Source organism: Mycobacterium xenopi (assembly GCF_009936235.1).
GTDB lineage: Bacteria > Actinomycetota > Actinomycetes > Mycobacteriales > Mycobacteriaceae > Mycobacterium > Mycobacterium xenopi.
Genome location: NZ_AP022314.1, coordinates 1302272 through 1317535, shown reverse-complemented (window position 1 = coordinate 1317535; position 15264 = coordinate 1302272). Strand labels below are relative to the sequence as shown.

Below are 15264 nucleotides of genomic sequence, written 5' to 3'. Positions count from 1 at the left end.
TCGGCGCGCAGCCCGGTCGGTTGGCTCACCGTGACATCCACCACTCGTTGGGGACCCGCCACGACCGCACTCCCATCGGCGCTCGGCCGCGGTCCAATGTGGCCTAGGCTATGGCGTCGCCTGTGCGTGCGGCAAGGATTCGCCGGGCCCGGTGTGCGCGGACTTGTCGGCTTACAGGCCTCGTCGTGCGTTGCGGACCGCTTGGATGGCGTCGTCGGCACCGTCGAAGCTGACCCGGGCGTCGCGGCCGACAGCGAAAAGCAGCAATTCCTCCGGTGCGCCGGTGACCGTGACCGCCGGTCCCCGCCCGACGGTCACCACGGTCTTGCCTTCCGGTGTGCGAAGCGCTACCCGGGCCGGCACTTTCGCCATCGTCATCCGGGCCATCAATGGCAGGGGGCGTGCCAGAGCCCTGACGGTCCTGGCATCGAGAGTTCGCGGTTCCCAACCCGGTTGGGCGCGCCGGACGTCTTCGTGGTGAATGAACATCTCGTTGAGGTTCACCAGCGGATCGATCAGCCTGAGCGGCGAGAAGGCCGGCGGTCCAGAGGCGATCTTGTCCAGCAGCTCCGCCCAGTCGCTCGATTCCGCGACCTCTTTTTGCACCTTGGCCGTATAGGACGCAAGCGCCGGGATGACGATACCGGGAGCGGCGTCCGGCCGACGTTCCCGGATCACCAGATGCGCGGCGAGGTCACGAGTGGTCCAACCCTCGCACAGGGTGGGCGCGTCGGGTCCGATACTGCGCATGGTCTCGACCAGTGCGGCACGTTCCCGTTGTGCAGCGGTCATGTTCCCTCCACGCTACGAGGCAGAATTGAGCGATGAAGCCATCCGGTGTCCACCATGTTGCTATCTGCGTCGCGGACGCGCAGCAGGGTCTGGCCTTCTATCGCGACGTGCTCGGCATGATGCAGCTGCCGCGTCCCGACCTAGGCCCGGGGTACTGGCTCGACGCCGGCGGTCAGCAAGTGCATCTGCTCGAGTCCGATAACCAGCCCCACGGTGCCAACCACTTCGCGATCAGGGTCGACGACCTCGACGCCGCAGTCGCCGACTTACAGCAACGAGGCGTGGAGGTGCACCGGGTCCCGTTCGTTCCCGGCGCGGGACGTCAGGCCTTTTTGCACGACCCGTTCGGCAACCTGCTCGAGTTGAACCAGCCCGACTAGTTTGGCCGCGTCGGTGCTGATTTCACCTGTGGAGCTAAGGGGATTCGAACCCCTGACCTACTCGATGCGAACGAGTCGCGCTACCAACTGCGCCATAGCCCCTAGCCGCTAGCAGGTTACCAGTCACGGCGCCGGCAGCTGAAACCCGCAGCGCTACTGGCCGGCCGCTCGCGGCAGGTCGTAGTGGGGGGCGAACGGCGCGTATTCCAGGTGCTCGAAGATCGGATCTTCGTCGTCGATCTCCAGCACCACCGCACCCGGGCGTCGCAGCCGCGCCGGCACCAGGTCCAGCTCGCGGTCGTGGGTGTTTTCCACGCCGAGCCGCGACCGCGCCATCCGCTGCATCCGCCGCCGCCGCAGCCGCTGCTCGATTCGGGTCTGCCGACGCAGATAGGCCAGATACAGCAGCGTCAGGCCACCGACACCGCCGCAGACCCACCATGCGCTTGGCGTCGCCAGGTATGCCACCATTGCCGAAGCGAGCATGCTCAGCGCCATCGTCATCAGCATCCGCTTGCGGAACCGGTATTTGCGGGCACTGACTGCCGCGGCCGTCTTGGAGTCGTATCGGTAACGCGCCGCCACTGGGGTGGCCGCCGTTGGCGGGTCAGCCGCGACCTCGATACCGGACGTGTCCTCGACATACTCGTATGGAGCGGCGTCCTCCTCAGGCCCGTCGGCGTCAGGCTCGTCGCTGTAGGCGTCGTCGAGTTCGGCTTCGTTGCTTCCCGGATCAGCGGCTGCTATCGGCTCCTCGTCAACCGATTCGGCCTCGTCGCATGCCACCGCGTCAACGTCATCGGAATCCGGCCGAGTCGAGGCCGACTCGTCACCGTCGTCTTCATCATCGACGTCGTCGCTGTCCTGCGGCTGCCAATCGGGATCGCTGCGATGCCCCGCCGCGGGTCCACTGCGCCTCAGCAGCCGCGCGCCAGCGGCGCTATTGAGCACCCGGGTCGCCAGTGCCACATCACTGGTGCGCCGAACCGCATCCCGCTTGCTGACCAGCATCGGAACCAGCACGAACAGCCATAGCACCACCAAGGAGACCCACAGCAGCGATTGCGGGATGCTTGGCATGGCGACCTGCTCCTTTCCCGGCGATCAAACCCAGCCGGTGAGGACAATTACACACCTGTAATTTGCCCATGACAAGCACCGCAAACCACAAATGTCACTTCTGTAACATCGCGCGCGGCCGACTTGCCCGACGCAACGCGGTACCGCGACGTCGAGCGCGCCCGGGCCGGGGTGATTAGCGCATGCCCCCGAGCCTTTAGACCCAACTGGCGTGCCCTTCGCGCACCAGCGTCGAGGTCACCGACCCGTACACCTCTTCGACGGTGAGCCCCATCAACAAGTGGTCGCGCCAGGCCCCGTCGACCTCGAGGTAGCGTCGCAGCAGGCCTTCCTCCCGGAATCCGACTTTTGCCAGGACCGCACGGCTGGCCACATTTTCTGGGCGCACGGTGGCTTCCACGCGATGCAACGTCACCGGGCCGAAACAGTGGTCGAGACCCAACGCCAGGGCGCCGGTCGCAACTCCGCCACCCGTCGCCGCACTCGACACCCAATACCCGATCCATGCCGACCGCAGCGCGCCGTGGATGACGTTGCCGATGGTCAGCTGACCGCAGAATTCCCCGTCCAGCTCGATCGCATATGGCAGCATCCGGCCCCTGCGGGCCTCCGCGCGCAGACTCGAGCACACCGCTGGCCAGGACGAAACCGTATGGCGCACAGTCCAATCCGCACCCGTGCTGGGCTCCCACGGCTCGAGGTGGGCCCGGTCGGCCAACCGGATCCGGCTCCACTGGACGCCGTCGCGCATCCGCACCGGGCGCAGCCGGATGACGCCCGCAGGAACCCGTAGCGGCCCGACCACCATCGGCCACCCTGGATGCCGGAAGCTGGAGCGCCACAGGTTCACTGCAGTGCGCGATCGTGCCACTCAGCCACGCTGAGCCAGGAAGGCGACGTCGACGATCTCGCCGGTTCGGATCTGTTCAGCCTCGCTGGGAACCATCACCAGACAGTTTGCCTCAGCGAGCGTCGCCAGCAAATGCGATGAGGCGCCCGGGGCACCGCCGAGAGCCTGTACCAGGTATTCACCGCTGTCCTGGTCGCGCATCAACTGCCCACGCAGATAGCCCTTGCGACCGGGCACCGAGCTGATCGGGGACAGCGTTCGGGCCTGAACCACCCGGCGCATCGGTTGGCGTTTGCCCAGCGAGAGACGGATCAGCGGACGCACCATCACCTCGAAGACCACCAGTGCGCTTACCGGGTTGGCCGGCAACAGAAACGTCGGCACACCCTCACTTCCCAGTTGCCCGAAGCCTTGGACGGACCCCGGGTGCATGGCGACGCGAGTGACCTCCATCTCGCCGAGTTCGGACAGCACCGCGCACACCGCGTCGGCCGCTGCTCCCCCCACGGCGCCCGCGATGACGACGATCTCAGCCCGGTTGAGCTGGCCCTCCACGACATCGCGCAGCTGCCTGGGATCGCCGCTGACGATGCCGATGCGGTTCACCTCCGCGCCGGCGTCGCGGCCCGCGGCCGCCAGGGCATAGGAGTTGACGTCGTACACCTGCCCGGGGCCTGGCGTGCGTGAGACGTCGACCAGCTCGCCACCGACCGCCATCACCGACAGCCGCGGACGGGGATGCACCAGGACCCGCTCGCGGCCCACCGCCGCCAGCAGCCCCACCTGGGCGGGCCCGATGATCGTCCCGGCCCGCACGGCCACGTCGCCTGGCTGCACATCGTCACCGGTGCGTCGCACATAAGCACCCGAGCGCACCGCCCGCAGCACCCGCACCCGCGACTGCCCGCCGTCGGTCCAGGGCACCGGCAACACCGCGTCGGCCAACGTGGGCAACGGCGCACCGGTCTGCACCCGAACGGCTTGCCGTGGCTGCAACCTTCCGGCGGTGCGGGCACCGGCTTCGATCGAGCCCATGACCGGCAGGCTGACCTCGGCAGCAGCCTCGTCCTCGGCGTGATCGGAGTTACCGACACCGAGCACGTCGACGCTGCGTACCGCGTAGCCGTCGATGGCGGCTTGGTCGAAGCCGGGCAGCGGGCGTTCGGTGACCACTTCTTCGGCGCACATCAGGCCTTGCGCCTCGGCGATCGCGACCCGCACCGGCCTAGGCGCCACCGCGGCGGCCGACACCCGGGCTTGCTGTTCTTCCACCGAACGCACAGCGCGCCCTCCTGCCGTCAAGCCGGGACAAGCTCAGGCCCGACCCGTCGCTAGCGCCCGGCCAGGCCTAACCGCGCCACCAACCATTCCCGCAAATCCGGGCCGTAGTCGTCACGGTCCAGTGCAAAGTCAACCGCAGCCTTGAGGTAGCCGCCGGGATTTCCCAAGTCGTGTCGAGACCCGCGATGCACCACCACGTGCACCGGATGGCCTTCCTTGATCAGCAGCGCGATCGCGTCGGTGAGCTGCACCTCCCCGCCCGCGCCGCGTTCGGTCTGGCGTAGCGCGTCGAAGATGGCGCGGTCGAGCACGTAGCGGCCCGCGGCCGCATAATTCGACGGCGCGTCCTGCGGCTTGGGCTTTTCCACCATCCCGTTGACCTTGAGGACGTCCTTACCCGCGTCGGCAACCGGCTCGACGTCGAAGACGCCGTAGGCGCTGATCTCCGCGGAGCTGACCTCGATCGCGCACAGCACCGTGCCGCCCCGCTGGGCCCGCACGTTCGACATGGTCTCCAGCACACCGGTCGGCAGCACCAGGTCGTCGGGCAGCAGCACGGCGATCGCGTCGTCGTCGGCCGACAGCACCGGCTCCACGCAACTGATGGCGTGGCCCAACCCCAGCGGCTCGTCCTGCACCACAGACTCGACCTTGATCAGCCGGGGGGCGCGACGCACCTTGTCGAGCATGTCCTTCTTGCCGCGAGCTTCGAGCGTTCCTTCCAGCACCAGGTCTTCGACGAAGTGCGCGACCACGCTGTCTTTGCCTTGCGAGGTGACGATCACCAGGCGTTCAGCGCCGGCCTCGGCCGCCTCGGCGGCCACCAGCTCGATGCCGGGCGTGTCGACGACCGGTAGCAGCTCTTTGGGCACCGTTTTGGTCGTGGGCAAAAACCGGGTACCCAGGCCGGCCGCGGGCACGACCGCCGTACGGGGAACATGTGGGGGTGCCATGAATCACACCCTAACTGCAGCAGGTGGCGCCGGTGTGGCCATGCCAAAGCCGTTGCTGTCATCGTTGGGGCATGGGCACCGCCGGCAAGGCCACATTGCGGCAGCGGCTGCTCGCCGCGCGGCGGTCGGTCGCCGACGAGGTGCGCGCCGCCGAGGCTCATTCGCTGGCCGAGCAGCTGACGCGGCTGGCGACCAACGGCGACACCGTCTGCGCCTATGTACCGGTGGGCGCCGAGCCGGGATCGCTGGAGATGCTCGACGTGTTACGGCGGCGGGTGCGACGGGTGCTGCTGCCAGTCGCGCGCACGAGGGCCGACGACACCCCGCTGCCGCTGCGGTGGGGCGAATACCGTCCCGGCGGCCTGGTGGCCGGGCGGTTTGGCCTGCTCGAACCCGCTGAGCCGTGGCTGCCGGCGTCGGCGTTGACCGAAGCCGGCCTGGTGCTGGTGCCTGCCCTGGCGGTCGATCGCCGCGGGATGCGCCTGGGCCGTGGCCTCGGTTTTTACGATCGCTCCCTGGTCTGTTGTGACCCGCGCGCGCAGCTGGTTGCGGTGGTGCGTGACGCGGAGCTGGTCGACGAGCTGCCCAGCGAAGCGCACGACGTGCCGATGACCCATGCCCTGACACCCGGCCGCGGGATGGTCGCCCTGCACACCGCAGGAATGAGGCGGCCAATGTAGCGGTTCTAGCACTTAAGACGCTAGAGTGCTAACCAGGCTCAGACACTCGGAGGTTTCCGTGCCGACCTACAGCTACGCGTGCACCGAATGCGACAACCGCTTCGACGTCGTGCAGGCCTTCACTGATGACGCGCTGACTACCTGCCAGCGTTGCTCCGGCCGGCTGCGCAAGATTTTCAACTCCGTCGGTGTGGTGTTCAAGGGCAGCGGCTTTTACCGCACCGACAGCCGCGAGTCGGCGAAGAGCTCGACCAACGGTTCGGGCGAGAAGAGTTCGAGTGAATCGACCGCAAGCGAAAAGAACAGCTCGACCGAGAAGTCGAGCGCGTCCTCGAGCACGGCGGCAGCGTAGGAGGTTATCCACAGCCCGGTGCCGCGACCGGGCACCACGGCCATGGCGTCGCGCCTAGCGTTGCGGCGTGCGCGAGTCGCTGAACCCGTCGCTGCTGAGCCAGCTCACACAGGCACTGCGTCCCGACTGGACCAGGACCGTGCTGGCTCGCCGCGTTGCGGCCGCCGTCCTGGTCGTCTTGGCAGGTGTCGCGGCGATGCGCTCCAACCCCGAGGGCGACCGGGCAGACGTCGTGGTCGCAGCGCGTGACCTCAGCCCCGGCGTTGCCTTGTCAGCGGAGGATGTGCGCCTCGAAAGACGGTTGACGACGACAATTCCCGACGGATCGCACGCTGATGTAGCGCGAGTGGTCGGTTCGACGCTGGCCGGACCGACCCGGCGGGGCGAGGTGCTCACCGACGTCCGCTTGCTAGGCAGTCGGCTGGCCGAATCGACGGCAGGTCCCGGTGCGCGGATCGTGCCACTGCACCCGGCGGATCCCGCGCTGATCGACCTGGTTCGCCCCGGTGATGTCGTCGACATCTTGGCGGCGTCCGACACGGACTCGAAGGAGGCTCCCCGCGTCGTGGCAACGGACGCCGTCGTGGTTTTGGTCTCGGCCAAACCGAAGGCGGGCACCACCGACGATGACCGAGTCGTGCTCGTCGCGTTGCCGGCGCGCACCGCGCACGCGGTGGCCGGCGCCGCCCTGGTTCACACGGTGACCCTTACCCTGCACTGACCGCCTCGCTGGTCTTGGGTTGCTCGGTGGCACAGTACTTGCACTTTTGGGCGGCCTCGGGAATGTCGGACAAACATGCTGGGCAGGCCTTGGTCGCAGGCTCCTCGCCGAATACGGTCACTCCACGGCGTTTTTGGATATGCCGGTAGGGCACCACGATCACCAAGTACACCACCGCCGTGAAGACGACGAAGTAGATGATCGCCGAGATGAATGCCCCGATGTCCAAGAAGGTGGTCTTGTTGCCCGCGTCGCCGAGTTGCCAACCCAACCCGAGGGGGTGATGAGGCTGCGCGGCCGCGACAAGCGGATTGATCACACTGTCGGTGAACGCTTTCACCAGGTTCGAAAAGGCCAGGGCCACCACCAGACCGACAGCCACGGTGATCACGTCACCGCGCATCAGAAAATCTTTGAATCCCTTGAACACGCGAGCCACCTCCCGTCAGCGAATGGCGAGGCGACATGATGCCGCCGCGAAGAACGGTATGCCCCCAGGCACGCGGTTGCGCGTGTTCACCGCGATTGCGTATCAACCCGGTGCTGAAAAGGCCCGACAGCCGGAGTTAAATCTCCAAACTCGACAGCTGGCCGATGATCTGCGCCGCCAGCGGATTCAGCGTGGCCATTCCGTCCCGCACGGCATAGCGCGAGCCGGCGAGGTTGACAACCAGCGTGCTACCTGATATCCCGGCAAGCCCGCGTGACAACCCGGCGTCGACGATGCCGGCGGACAGCGCCGATGCCCGGATGGCTTCGGAGATCCCGAGGATTTCCCGGTCCAGAATGTCGCGGGTGGCTTCCGGGGTGACGTCGCGGGGCGTCACACCGGTGCCGCCGACCGACACCACCAGGTCCACCCCGCCGATTACCGCGGTGTTCAACGCGTTGCGGATCTCCACTTCGTCGGCGGCGACCGCGACCACACCGTCGACCACGTAACCGGCTTCGGTGAGCAGTTCAGTGACCAGCGGACCGCTGTGGTCCTCGTCGCCGTGCGCGGTGCGGTCGTCGACCACGACAACCAGTGCCCTGCCGACGATGCCCGCACGCTGTTCCATAGCTGCCACCGTATATCTGGAGTCTGACCACGGCGCGCCGACTCTCATCACTGGCCCGCCTTACCGAGGGTGACCTGCACGGTCCGGCTGCCACCGCCCGGATCCTGGTAAGTCAACGTGACCTTGTCGCCGGGAGCCTTCGACCGGATCGCGGCGACGAGGGCGTCGGCGCCGTTGACCCGACGGTCGTCGACCTTGGTGATGGTCACGTCCTTGGGCAGCCCCGCGCGAGCCGCCGCACCGTCGGGCACCACGTCGACCACCTTGGCGCCCGGCGTGTCCTTGTCACTGGTCACCTGCACACCCAGCGAGGCATGTGACGCCGTGCCGGTGCTGATCAGTTCGTCGGCGATGCGCTTGGCCTGGTCGATCGGAATGGCGAAGCCCAGACCGATCGAGCCGCTTTGCGCATCGGCAGAATCAGCGCCAAGGGTCGCGATCGCCGAGTTCACGCCGATCAAATCGCCGTTCATGTTGACCAGCGCGCCGCCAGAGTTCCCGGGGTTGATCGCGGCGTCGGTCTGGATGGCGTCAAGCACGGTGTTCTGGTTACCCGACTCGCCCGTCGTGGACACCGGCCGGTTGAGCGCGCTGACGATGCCGGTGGTGACGGTGCCCTCCAAGCCCAGCGGCGACCCGACCGCCACCACGGGTTGGCCCACCCGCAGGTTGGCCGACGAACCGAGCGTGATCGGTTTGAGCCCGGACATGCCCTGAACGCGCACCACCGCGATGTCGCTAGTCGGATCGGCGCCGACCACCGTGAACGGCGCGGTGCGACCGTCGGAGAAAGTCACCGTGGTTTTCAGCGGGCTGGCGCCGATGTCGTGACTGTTTTTGGCGGCGGCGGCTACGACGTGGTTGTTGGTCAGGATTGTCCCGTCGGGCGACAATATGATGCCCGAGCCCTCCTCGGACTGCCGGCCCAGGTCGGTCTCCAGCATGACCACGCTGGGCACCACCTTGGCGGCGACCTGCTCCACCGACCCCGCCGGCGCATTAGCCGCGGGCACGCTAGGCGCCGCACTGCCCACCGTCGCACCGGCTGCACTGCTCGCCGGCTGCTGCCCGTGCTCGACCACCGACGCCACTCCCCCGCCGATGCTGGCCGATACCACCGCGATCGCCAACGCACCGACCGCCAATAACCCTGTGCGTGAACGCTTTTGGTCCACACCACCGAAAAGCGGCGAAGGCGCCCCGACCGGGGCGCCTTGCCCAGCTCCGCCGAACGGAGCATATGGCTGGCGGTAGGGGGCTGCTGGCCGAAGCGCCAGTCGTACTGCGGGCCCGGGCCGACATAGCCGGGGCCCGTCGGCTGATTTGGCGCTGGACGGTATCCGGGCTGCTGCGGCGGTGGCGAATACCTCGGGTGATTCGTCATGTCGCTGGGTCGCTCTTTCTTGGATGGGGCTTCGGATTCAACAGTAACCGCAACTACCCTGCCTGGGTGGACTGAGAATCCGCTGAGACAACGTTCGCGGGACTCAGAGAGTTTCCCGAGTCTGCGGTGCGGCCGGCGCCGTCAACGGGGTGGGGCGCAACCGGTAGCGGACGCCCGGGAAGCAACACATAGATCGACGTGCCTGGGGGCTGACCGCCCGGCACGGTATCTTCCACCCGCAGCGCGCCACCGTGTTTGAGCACCACCTGCTTGACGATCGCGAGCCCCAGGCCTGATCCGGGCATCGCCCGCGCGGACGCCGAGCGGAAGAACCGCTCGAATACCAGGCTGCGCTCATGCGGCGGGATCCCCGGACCGTTGTCGGCCACCACCAGCTCGGCGTATGCGGGATCGAGCTGTCTTAATGTCACGCCGACCCGCCCACCGGGCGGGCTCCACTTTGCGGCGTTGTCCAAAAGGTTCAGCACGGCGCGCGTCAAACCGCCGGAGTCGCCGTGGACCTGCCACGGGATGACGTGCACATCGAATTGGATATCGTTGCGGCGCCTGCGAACTCGCTCAAGGCTGCGGTCGATGACGTCGGACATGTCGACCGGTTCGTGCACCACCTCGCCCGCGTCGTATCGGGTGAGGTCCACCAAATCGCCGACCAAAGTTGACAATTCCTCGATCTGGGCGAGTACGTCGGCACGCAGGCCGACCATTTCTTGCTCGGGCAGCGGTGGTGCACCGGGCTCCATGGAGGCCATCAACAGTTCGACGTTGGTGCGCAGCGACGTCAGCGGGGTCCGCAGCTCGTGACCGGCGTCGGTGACCAGCCGCGCCTGCCGTTCCCGAGACTCGGCCAACGCTCGCAGCATCAAATTGAATGCCTCTGTAAGCCTTGCTAATTCGTCACTGCCGAACACCGGTATCGGCCGCAGGTCGTCGGTGCGGGCCACCCGTTCGGCGGCTTCGGTCAGCCGCGCCACCGGGCGCAGCCCGGCCCGGATGACCATCGCCCCGGCCACCGCGGCGACCGCGACGCCGACACCACCCACAATCAGCAGCACCCAGCGCAGTTTCGTCATGACCGCGTCGGTCGGCGCCAGGCTCTTGGAGATCAACAGCGAACTGCCGTTCGGCAGATGGATCGCCAGCACCCGCTGATCGCCGGCCGTGCGCCGCGACATGAACAGGTCGCCGCGGATGACCGCCTTCTCTGGCCCACCTACCGGAAGTGTCTGGCCTTCCTGATGTGCGGTGTATACCGATCGGCCCGGGTTCACCAGCATCGCATTGACGTCTGAATAAGCGGTACCCTCAATGGCTTTCGCGGGGTCCGCCGCCAGCGACCCGCTCGCGATCAGCATCTGCGCCCGGCTCTGCAGCTGGTTGTCGATCTCCTTGTAGGCCGCCGCCGAAATCACCGCGTAGACGGCGGCTGCCATCAGCACCACCACCATCGCCACCATCGACATCGCCAACAGCATCACCCGCCACCGCAACGACAACGAGGTGGTGGGTCGCAGCGGAACTCGGCGCCGTCGGCGAAACAGTGACATCAGGGTGGCGTTTCGCGCAGCACGTAACCCACGCCGCGCACGGTGTGGATCAGCCGCGGCTCTCCTCCGGCTTCGGTCTTGCGACGCAGATACCCGACATAGACCTCCAGCGCGTTGCCCGAGGTGGGGAAGTCGAATCCCCACACCTCCTCGAGGATGCGGCTGCGGGTCAAGACCCGTCGCGGATTGGCAATCAGCATCTCCAGCAACGCGAATTCGGTTCGCGTCAAACTGATCTGACGTTCCCCGCGGGTGACTTCGCGAGTGACCGGGTCCAGCGTCAGGTCGGAGAACGTCATCGCGGCCGACTCCGCGGAGTCGTCGGGCTTGGTGCGGCGCAACAGGGCGCGCATGCGGGCCAGCAGTTCTTCCAGTGCAAACGGCTTGGGTAGGTAGTCGTCGGCGCCGGCGTCGAGACCGGCCACCCGCTCCGAGATCGAATCACGTGCAGTCAGCACCAGGATCGGCAGGTCGTCGCCGGTGCTGCGCAGCTGACGGCAGACTTCCAGGCCGTCCAGCCGCGGCATCATGACGTCCAATACCACCGCGTCGGGGCGATCGCTGGCGATCATGTCGAGCGCCTCGACACCGTCGCCGCCAACGCCACCGAGTAGCCGTTGAACGACAGCGACCGGCGCAGCGACTCGCGCACGGCGCGATCGTCATCAACGACAAGAATCCGCACGGCCACCAGTGTCATCCAATCGCCTGAGAGCGACCTGAGAAGCGTTCGGCGCCTCGTGCGCCGAACGTGGAGCTACGTCGCAAACTCGGCGGCAATATCGCCGTGGTGGCACGTTCGACGCGGGCGGTGCACCTAGCGCCGCTCGAGATCGAGCAGCCCGAGGCGAGCGGCCTTGAGCAGGCGGCGGGGCACCTTGTGCTGCCGGCCGGCCACGGTGACGTTGACAAGCTCGGGGCGGGCAGCTTTCCACTGCGCGCGCCGGCTGCGGGTGTTCGCGCGCGACGTCCTGCGCTTGGGCACAGCCATGATCGGGCCTTACTCCTCGTAGGTAATGCCGAGCCTGTTGTTAGCGCGTACCCCACTCGCACTTTTGCTCGTTAACTACAGGCTCGGGCCGCATTGGCGGCGGCGATTGCTGTTCAGGATAGTCGTTGGCCGGCACGTGACCAAAACCACCGACAAACAGGCATCCTTGACGTGGCACCCGCGGTACCCGCTAACCTACCGGTTGGTTGGTGCGGCTGGAGGAGGGATGCGCGTGGGGCGCGCCGGTGGCGATGGTTAAGCGAGGCGACGAGAGGGAGCGGCGCCAATGAGCTCGGCGGTCCGCATCGGCAACTGTTCAGGTTTCTACGGCGACCGGCTGTCGGCGATGCGCGAGATGATCGCCGGCGGCGAGCTGGACTACGTCACCGGGGACTACCTGGCCGAGCTGACCATGTTGATCCTGGGCCGCGACAAGATGAAGCACCCGGAGCGCGGTTACGCCAAGACGTTTTTGACCCAACTAGAAGAATGCCTCGGGCTGGCCCACGACCGCGGGGTGCGGATCGTCGCCAACGCCGGCGGGCTCAACCCGGCGGCTTGGCCGACGCGGTGCGCGGATTGGCCCAGCGTCTGGGCGTACCGGTACAGGTGGCGCATGTCGAAGGCGACGATCTGTTGCCGCGCGCCGAAGAGCTCGGGCTGGGCAACCCGCTGACCGCTAACGCGTACCTGGGTGCGTGGGGCATCGTCGACTGCCTCAAGTCCGGCGCCGACGTCGTCGTCACCGGGCGGGTGACCGACGCCTCGGTGATCGTCGGGCCGGCGGCCGCCCACTTCGGCTGGGACCGCACCGATTACGACCGGCTCGCCGGCGCGGTGGTCGCCGGCCACGTCATCGAGTGCGGAGTCCAGGCCACCGGCGGCAACTACGCGTTTTTCACCGAGATCCCCGATTTGACCTACGCCGGGTTCCCGCTGGCCGAGATCTATGCCGACGGTTCCTCGGTGATCACCAAGCACCCCGGCACCGGTGGGCAGGTCAGCGTCGACACGGTGACCGCGCAGCTGCTCTACGAGATCACCGGCGCGCGCTACGCCAACCCGGATGTCACCGCGCGGATGGACAGCATCGCGCTCTCGGACGACGGCACCGACCGGGTGCGCATCAGCGGGGTGCTCGGCGAACCGCCGCCGCCGACGTACAAGGTGTCGCTGAACAGCATCGGCGGGTTTCGCAACTCGATGACGTTCGTGCTGACCGGGCTGGACATCGAAGCCAAGGCCCAGCTGGTGCGCCGGCAGCTCGAATCCAGCTTGACGGCCAAACCGGCCGAGCTGCAGTGGACGCTGGCGCGCACCGATCACGTCGACGCCGATACCGAAGAAGCGGCCAGCGCGCTGTTGCACTGCGTGGTCCGTGACCCTGACCCCGCCAACGTGGGCCGTCAATTCTCCTCTGCGGCAGTAGAACTGGCGCTAGCGAGTTATCCGGGCTTTACCGTCACCGCGCCGCCCGGCGAGGGCCAGGTCTACGGCGTGTTCACCGCCGGCTACGTCGACGCCGGCGAGGTGCCGCACGTCGCCGTGCACGCCGACGGCACACGGGTCGATATCCCTTGTGCCAGCGAAACCCTGGTTCTCGCCCCGGCCGACGAGCCGCCGCCGCCCGAGCCGCTGCCGGCCGGCCCCACCCGCCGGGCGCCGCTGGGCGTTGTGGCCGGTGCGCGCAGCGGTGACAAGGGCGGTTCGGCCAATGTCGGGGTCTGGGTGCGCACCGATGAGCAGTGGCGCTGGCTGGCTCACACGCTAACCGTCGACCTGCTGAGGCAACTGCTGCCGGAGACCGCCGACCTGCCGGTGACCCGGCATCTGCTGCCCAACCTTCGGGCGGTGAACTTCGTCATCGACGGCATCCTCGGCCAGGGCGTGGCCTACCAGGCGCGCTTCGACCCGCAAGCCAAAGGGCTGGGAGAATGGCTGCGCAGCCGGTACGTCGACATCCCGGAAAGGCTGCTGCCGTGACCATTTGGACCACCCCGGAGCGTGACCAGCTGCGAAAGACGGTGCGCTCCTTCGCCGAACGGGAGATCCTGCCGCACGTCGACGAGTGGGAACGCATCGGGGAATTGCCGCGGGAGTTGCATCGGCGCGCCGGCGCAGCGGGGCTGCTGGGCGCAGGCTTTCCGGAGGCAGTCGGTGGTGGCGGCGGCGACGGCGCCGACTCGGTGATCATCTGCGAAGAGCTGCACGAAGCCGGCGTGCCGGGCGGAGTGTATGCGTCGCTGTTCACCTGCGGTATTGCGGTGCCGCACATGATCGCTTCGGGCGACGAGCGGCTCATCCAGACGTTTGTGCGGCCCACCTTGGCCGGGGAGAAGATCGGTGCGCTGGCGATCACCGAGCCCGGTGGCGGCTCCGACGTCGGTCATCTACGCACCACCGCGGTCCGCGACGGCGACCACTACATCGTCAACGGCGCCAAAACCTACATCACCTCCGGGGTCCGGGCCGACTACGTGGTCACCGCGGTCCGCACCGGCGGCCCGGGTGCCGCTGGCGTGTCGCTGCTGGTGGTGGAAAAGGGCACACCGGGGTTCGAGGTCACCCGCAAGCTCGACAAGATGGGTTGGCGCTCCTCGGATACCGCCGAGCTGTCCTACACCGACGCGCGGGTGCCGGCGGCTAATCTTGTCGGCGCCGAAAACAGCGGCTTCGCCCAGATCGCACAGGCTTTCCTGGCAGAACGTATCGGCCTTGCCGCGCAAGCGTATTCGAGTGCACAACGCTGCCTGGACATCACGGGGCAGTGGTGCCGCGACCGGGAAACCTTCGGCCGACCGCTGATCTCCCGACAGGCCGTGCAAAACACCCTTGCCGAGATGGCCAGGCGCATCGACGTCGCCCGGGTCTACGCTCACCATGTGGTGGAGCGCCAACTCGCGGGCGACACCAACCTGGTCGCGCAGGTGTGCTTCGCCAAGAACACCGCAGTAGAGGCCGGCGAATGGGTGGCCCATCACGCCGTTCAGCTGTTCGGCGGGATGGGCTACATGGCCGAATCCGAAGTCGAGCGCCAATACCGCGACATGCGAATCCTGGGCATCGGTGGGGGAACAACGGAGATCCTGACTGCGCTGGCCGCCAAGACTCTCGGATATCGATCATGATCACTTTGCCTCTTGCGCATCACTTCGCTCTGCATCGTCGGCGGTA

The 15264-nt window shown here is 67.4% G+C and carries 15 protein-coding genes, 1 tRNA gene and 3 pseudogenes; 7 read left to right on the top strand and 12 right to left on the bottom strand.

The genetic code is table 11. The features are described 5' to 3' along the window. Positions 1–171: 171 nt before the first annotated feature. Entirely contained in the window at positions 172–792 is a 621-nt protein-coding gene (locus tag MYXE_RS06150) for a TIGR03085 family metal-binding protein (protein WP_085193679.1), read from the bottom strand. A 32-nt stretch (positions 793–824) separates the two neighbouring features. Here MYXE_RS06150 and MYXE_RS06145 point away from each other — a divergent pair, with 32 nt between their 5' ends. After that, a complete protein-coding gene (locus MYXE_RS06145) occupies positions 825–1172 on the top strand; it encodes a VOC family protein (RefSeq protein ID WP_003922852.1) in 348 nt (115 codons plus the stop codon). A 29-nt stretch (positions 1173–1201) separates the two neighbouring features. On the opposite strand, the gene MYXE_RS06140 is transcribed toward MYXE_RS06145, so the two are convergent. The 5 genes from MYXE_RS06140 to MYXE_RS06120 form a co-directional block, all read right to left on the bottom strand. Next, positions 1202–1274: transfer RNA gene (locus tag MYXE_RS06140), tRNA-Ala, on the bottom strand. 51 nt (positions 1275–1325) lie between these two features. After that, complete coding sequence (gene sepX, locus MYXE_RS06135; protein WP_085193677.1) at positions 1326–2252, bottom strand: divisome protein SepX/GlpR; 927 nt, start codon at positions 2250–2252, stop codon at positions 1326–1328. Between the two features lie 196 nt (positions 2253–2448). After that, the gene (locus MYXE_RS06130) at positions 2449–3102 is read right to left on the bottom strand and encodes a GNAT family N-acetyltransferase (protein ID WP_039891253.1); all 654 of its coding nucleotides are present in this window, start codon (positions 3100–3102) and stop codon (positions 2449–2451) included. Between the two features lie 21 nt (positions 3103–3123). Continuing rightward, entirely contained in the window at positions 3124–4383 is a 1260-nt protein-coding gene (gene glp, locus MYXE_RS06125) for a molybdotransferase-like divisome protein Glp (RefSeq protein WP_071700155.1), read from the bottom strand. Positions 4384–4433: 50 nt separating this feature from the next. After that, the gene (locus MYXE_RS06120; protein WP_085193675.1) at positions 4434–5336 is read right to left on the bottom strand and encodes a UTP--glucose-1-phosphate uridylyltransferase; all 903 of its coding nucleotides are present in this window, start codon (positions 5334–5336) and stop codon (positions 4434–4436) included. A gap of 71 nt (positions 5337–5407) precedes the next feature. Between MYXE_RS06120 and MYXE_RS06115 the strand changes: the two genes are divergently transcribed. The 3 genes from MYXE_RS06115 (at position 5408) to MYXE_RS06105 (ending at position 7089) form a co-directional block, all read left to right on the top strand. Next, positions 5408–6016 carry a 5-formyltetrahydrofolate cyclo-ligase gene (locus MYXE_RS06115; protein ID WP_085193673.1) on the top strand — a complete coding sequence of 203 codons (609 nt, stop codon included), beginning with the start codon at positions 5408–5410 and terminating at the stop codon, positions 6014–6016. 58 nt (positions 6017–6074) lie between these two features. Next, on the top strand, positions 6075–6368 hold the full coding sequence (locus tag MYXE_RS06110; RefSeq protein WP_085193671.1) for an FmdB family zinc ribbon protein: 294 nt from the start codon (positions 6075–6077) through the stop codon (positions 6366–6368). A 67-nt stretch (positions 6369–6435) separates the two neighbouring features. Further along, on the top strand, positions 6436–7089 hold the full coding sequence (locus tag MYXE_RS06105) for an SAF domain-containing protein (protein WP_071700152.1): 654 nt from the start codon (positions 6436–6438) through the stop codon (positions 7087–7089). Here MYXE_RS06105 and MYXE_RS06100 read toward each other — a convergent pair. The 6 genes and pseudogenes from MYXE_RS06100 to rpmF form a co-directional block, all read right to left on the bottom strand. After that, positions 7076–7519, bottom strand: a complete 444-nt coding sequence (locus tag MYXE_RS06100) for a large conductance mechanosensitive channel protein MscL (protein ID WP_071700151.1) — start codon at positions 7517–7519, stop codon at positions 7076–7078. The genes MYXE_RS06105 and MYXE_RS06100 overlap by 14 nt on opposite strands. Positions 7520–7655: 136 nt before the next feature. Then, complete coding sequence (locus tag MYXE_RS06095; RefSeq protein ID WP_003922843.1) at positions 7656–8198, bottom strand: MogA/MoaB family molybdenum cofactor biosynthesis protein; 543 nt, start codon at positions 8196–8198, stop codon at positions 7656–7658. After that, a pseudogene (locus tag MYXE_RS06090) lies at positions 8198–9534 on the bottom strand (S1C family serine protease). The gene MYXE_RS06095 and the pseudogene MYXE_RS06090 overlap by 1 nt, the downstream one beginning before the upstream one ends. 53 nt (positions 9535–9587) lie before the next feature. Next, a complete protein-coding gene (locus MYXE_RS06085; protein ID WP_085193666.1) occupies positions 9588–11099 on the bottom strand; it encodes a HAMP domain-containing sensor histidine kinase in 1512 nt (503 codons plus the stop codon). Beyond that, positions 11099–11784: pseudogene (locus MYXE_RS06080) on the bottom strand (response regulator transcription factor). Before MYXE_RS06080 ends, MYXE_RS06085 begins: the two are co-directional and overlap by 1 nt. A 132-nt stretch (positions 11785–11916) precedes the next feature. Further along, complete coding sequence (gene rpmF, locus MYXE_RS06075) at positions 11917–12090, bottom strand: 50S ribosomal protein L32 (protein ID WP_003922839.1); 174 nt, start codon at positions 12088–12090, stop codon at positions 11917–11919. Positions 12091–12376: 286 nt separating this feature from the next. On the opposite strand from rpmF, the pseudogene MYXE_RS06070 reads away from it, so the two are divergent. The 3 genes and pseudogenes from MYXE_RS06070 to MYXE_RS06065 form a co-directional block, all read left to right on the top strand. Beyond that, positions 12377–13575: pseudogene (locus MYXE_RS06070) on the top strand (acyclic terpene utilization AtuA family protein); the annotation flags it as partial. A gap of 12 nt (positions 13576–13587) precedes the next feature. Beyond that, entirely contained in the window at positions 13588–14073 is a 486-nt protein-coding gene (locus MYXE_RS25430; RefSeq protein WP_462931603.1) for an AtuA-related protein, read from the top strand. Further along, a complete protein-coding gene (locus MYXE_RS06065) occupies positions 14070–15218 on the top strand; it encodes an acyl-CoA dehydrogenase family protein (protein WP_085193663.1) in 1149 nt (382 codons plus the stop codon). The genes MYXE_RS25430 and MYXE_RS06065 overlap by 4 nt, the downstream gene beginning before the upstream one ends. The last annotated feature ends 46 nt before the right edge of the window (positions 15219–15264 follow it).

Bases quoted from the DNA above. Each gene is read 5' to 3' on its own strand.
- MYXE_RS06120 (WP_085193675.1), bottom strand. From the start codon at position 5,336: ATGGCACCCCCACATGTTCCCCGTACGGCGGTCGTGCCCGCGGCCGGC.
- MYXE_RS06145 (WP_003922852.1), top strand. From the start codon at position 825: ATGAAGCCATCCGGTGTCCACCATGTTGCTATCTGCGTCGCGGACGCG.
- MYXE_RS06085 (WP_085193666.1), bottom strand. From the start codon at position 11,099: ATGTCACTGTTTCGCCGACGGCGCCGAGTTCCGCTGCGACCCACCACC.
- sepX (WP_085193677.1), bottom strand. From the start codon at position 2,252: ATGCCAAGCATCCCGCAATCGCTGCTGTGGGTCTCCTTGGTGGTGCTA.
- MYXE_RS06150 (WP_085193679.1), bottom strand. From the start codon at position 792: ATGACCGCTGCACAACGGGAACGTGCCGCACTGGTCGAGACCATGCGC.
- MYXE_RS06115 (WP_085193673.1), top strand. From the start codon at position 5,408: ATGGGCACCGCCGGCAAGGCCACATTGCGGCAGCGGCTGCTCGCCGCG.
- rpmF (WP_003922839.1), bottom strand. From the start codon at position 12,090: ATGGCTGTGCCCAAGCGCAGGACGTCGCGCGCGAACACCCGCAGCCGG.
- MYXE_RS06095 (WP_003922843.1), bottom strand. From the start codon at position 8,198: ATGAGAGTCGGCGCGCCGTGGTCAGACTCCAGATATACGGTGGCAGCT.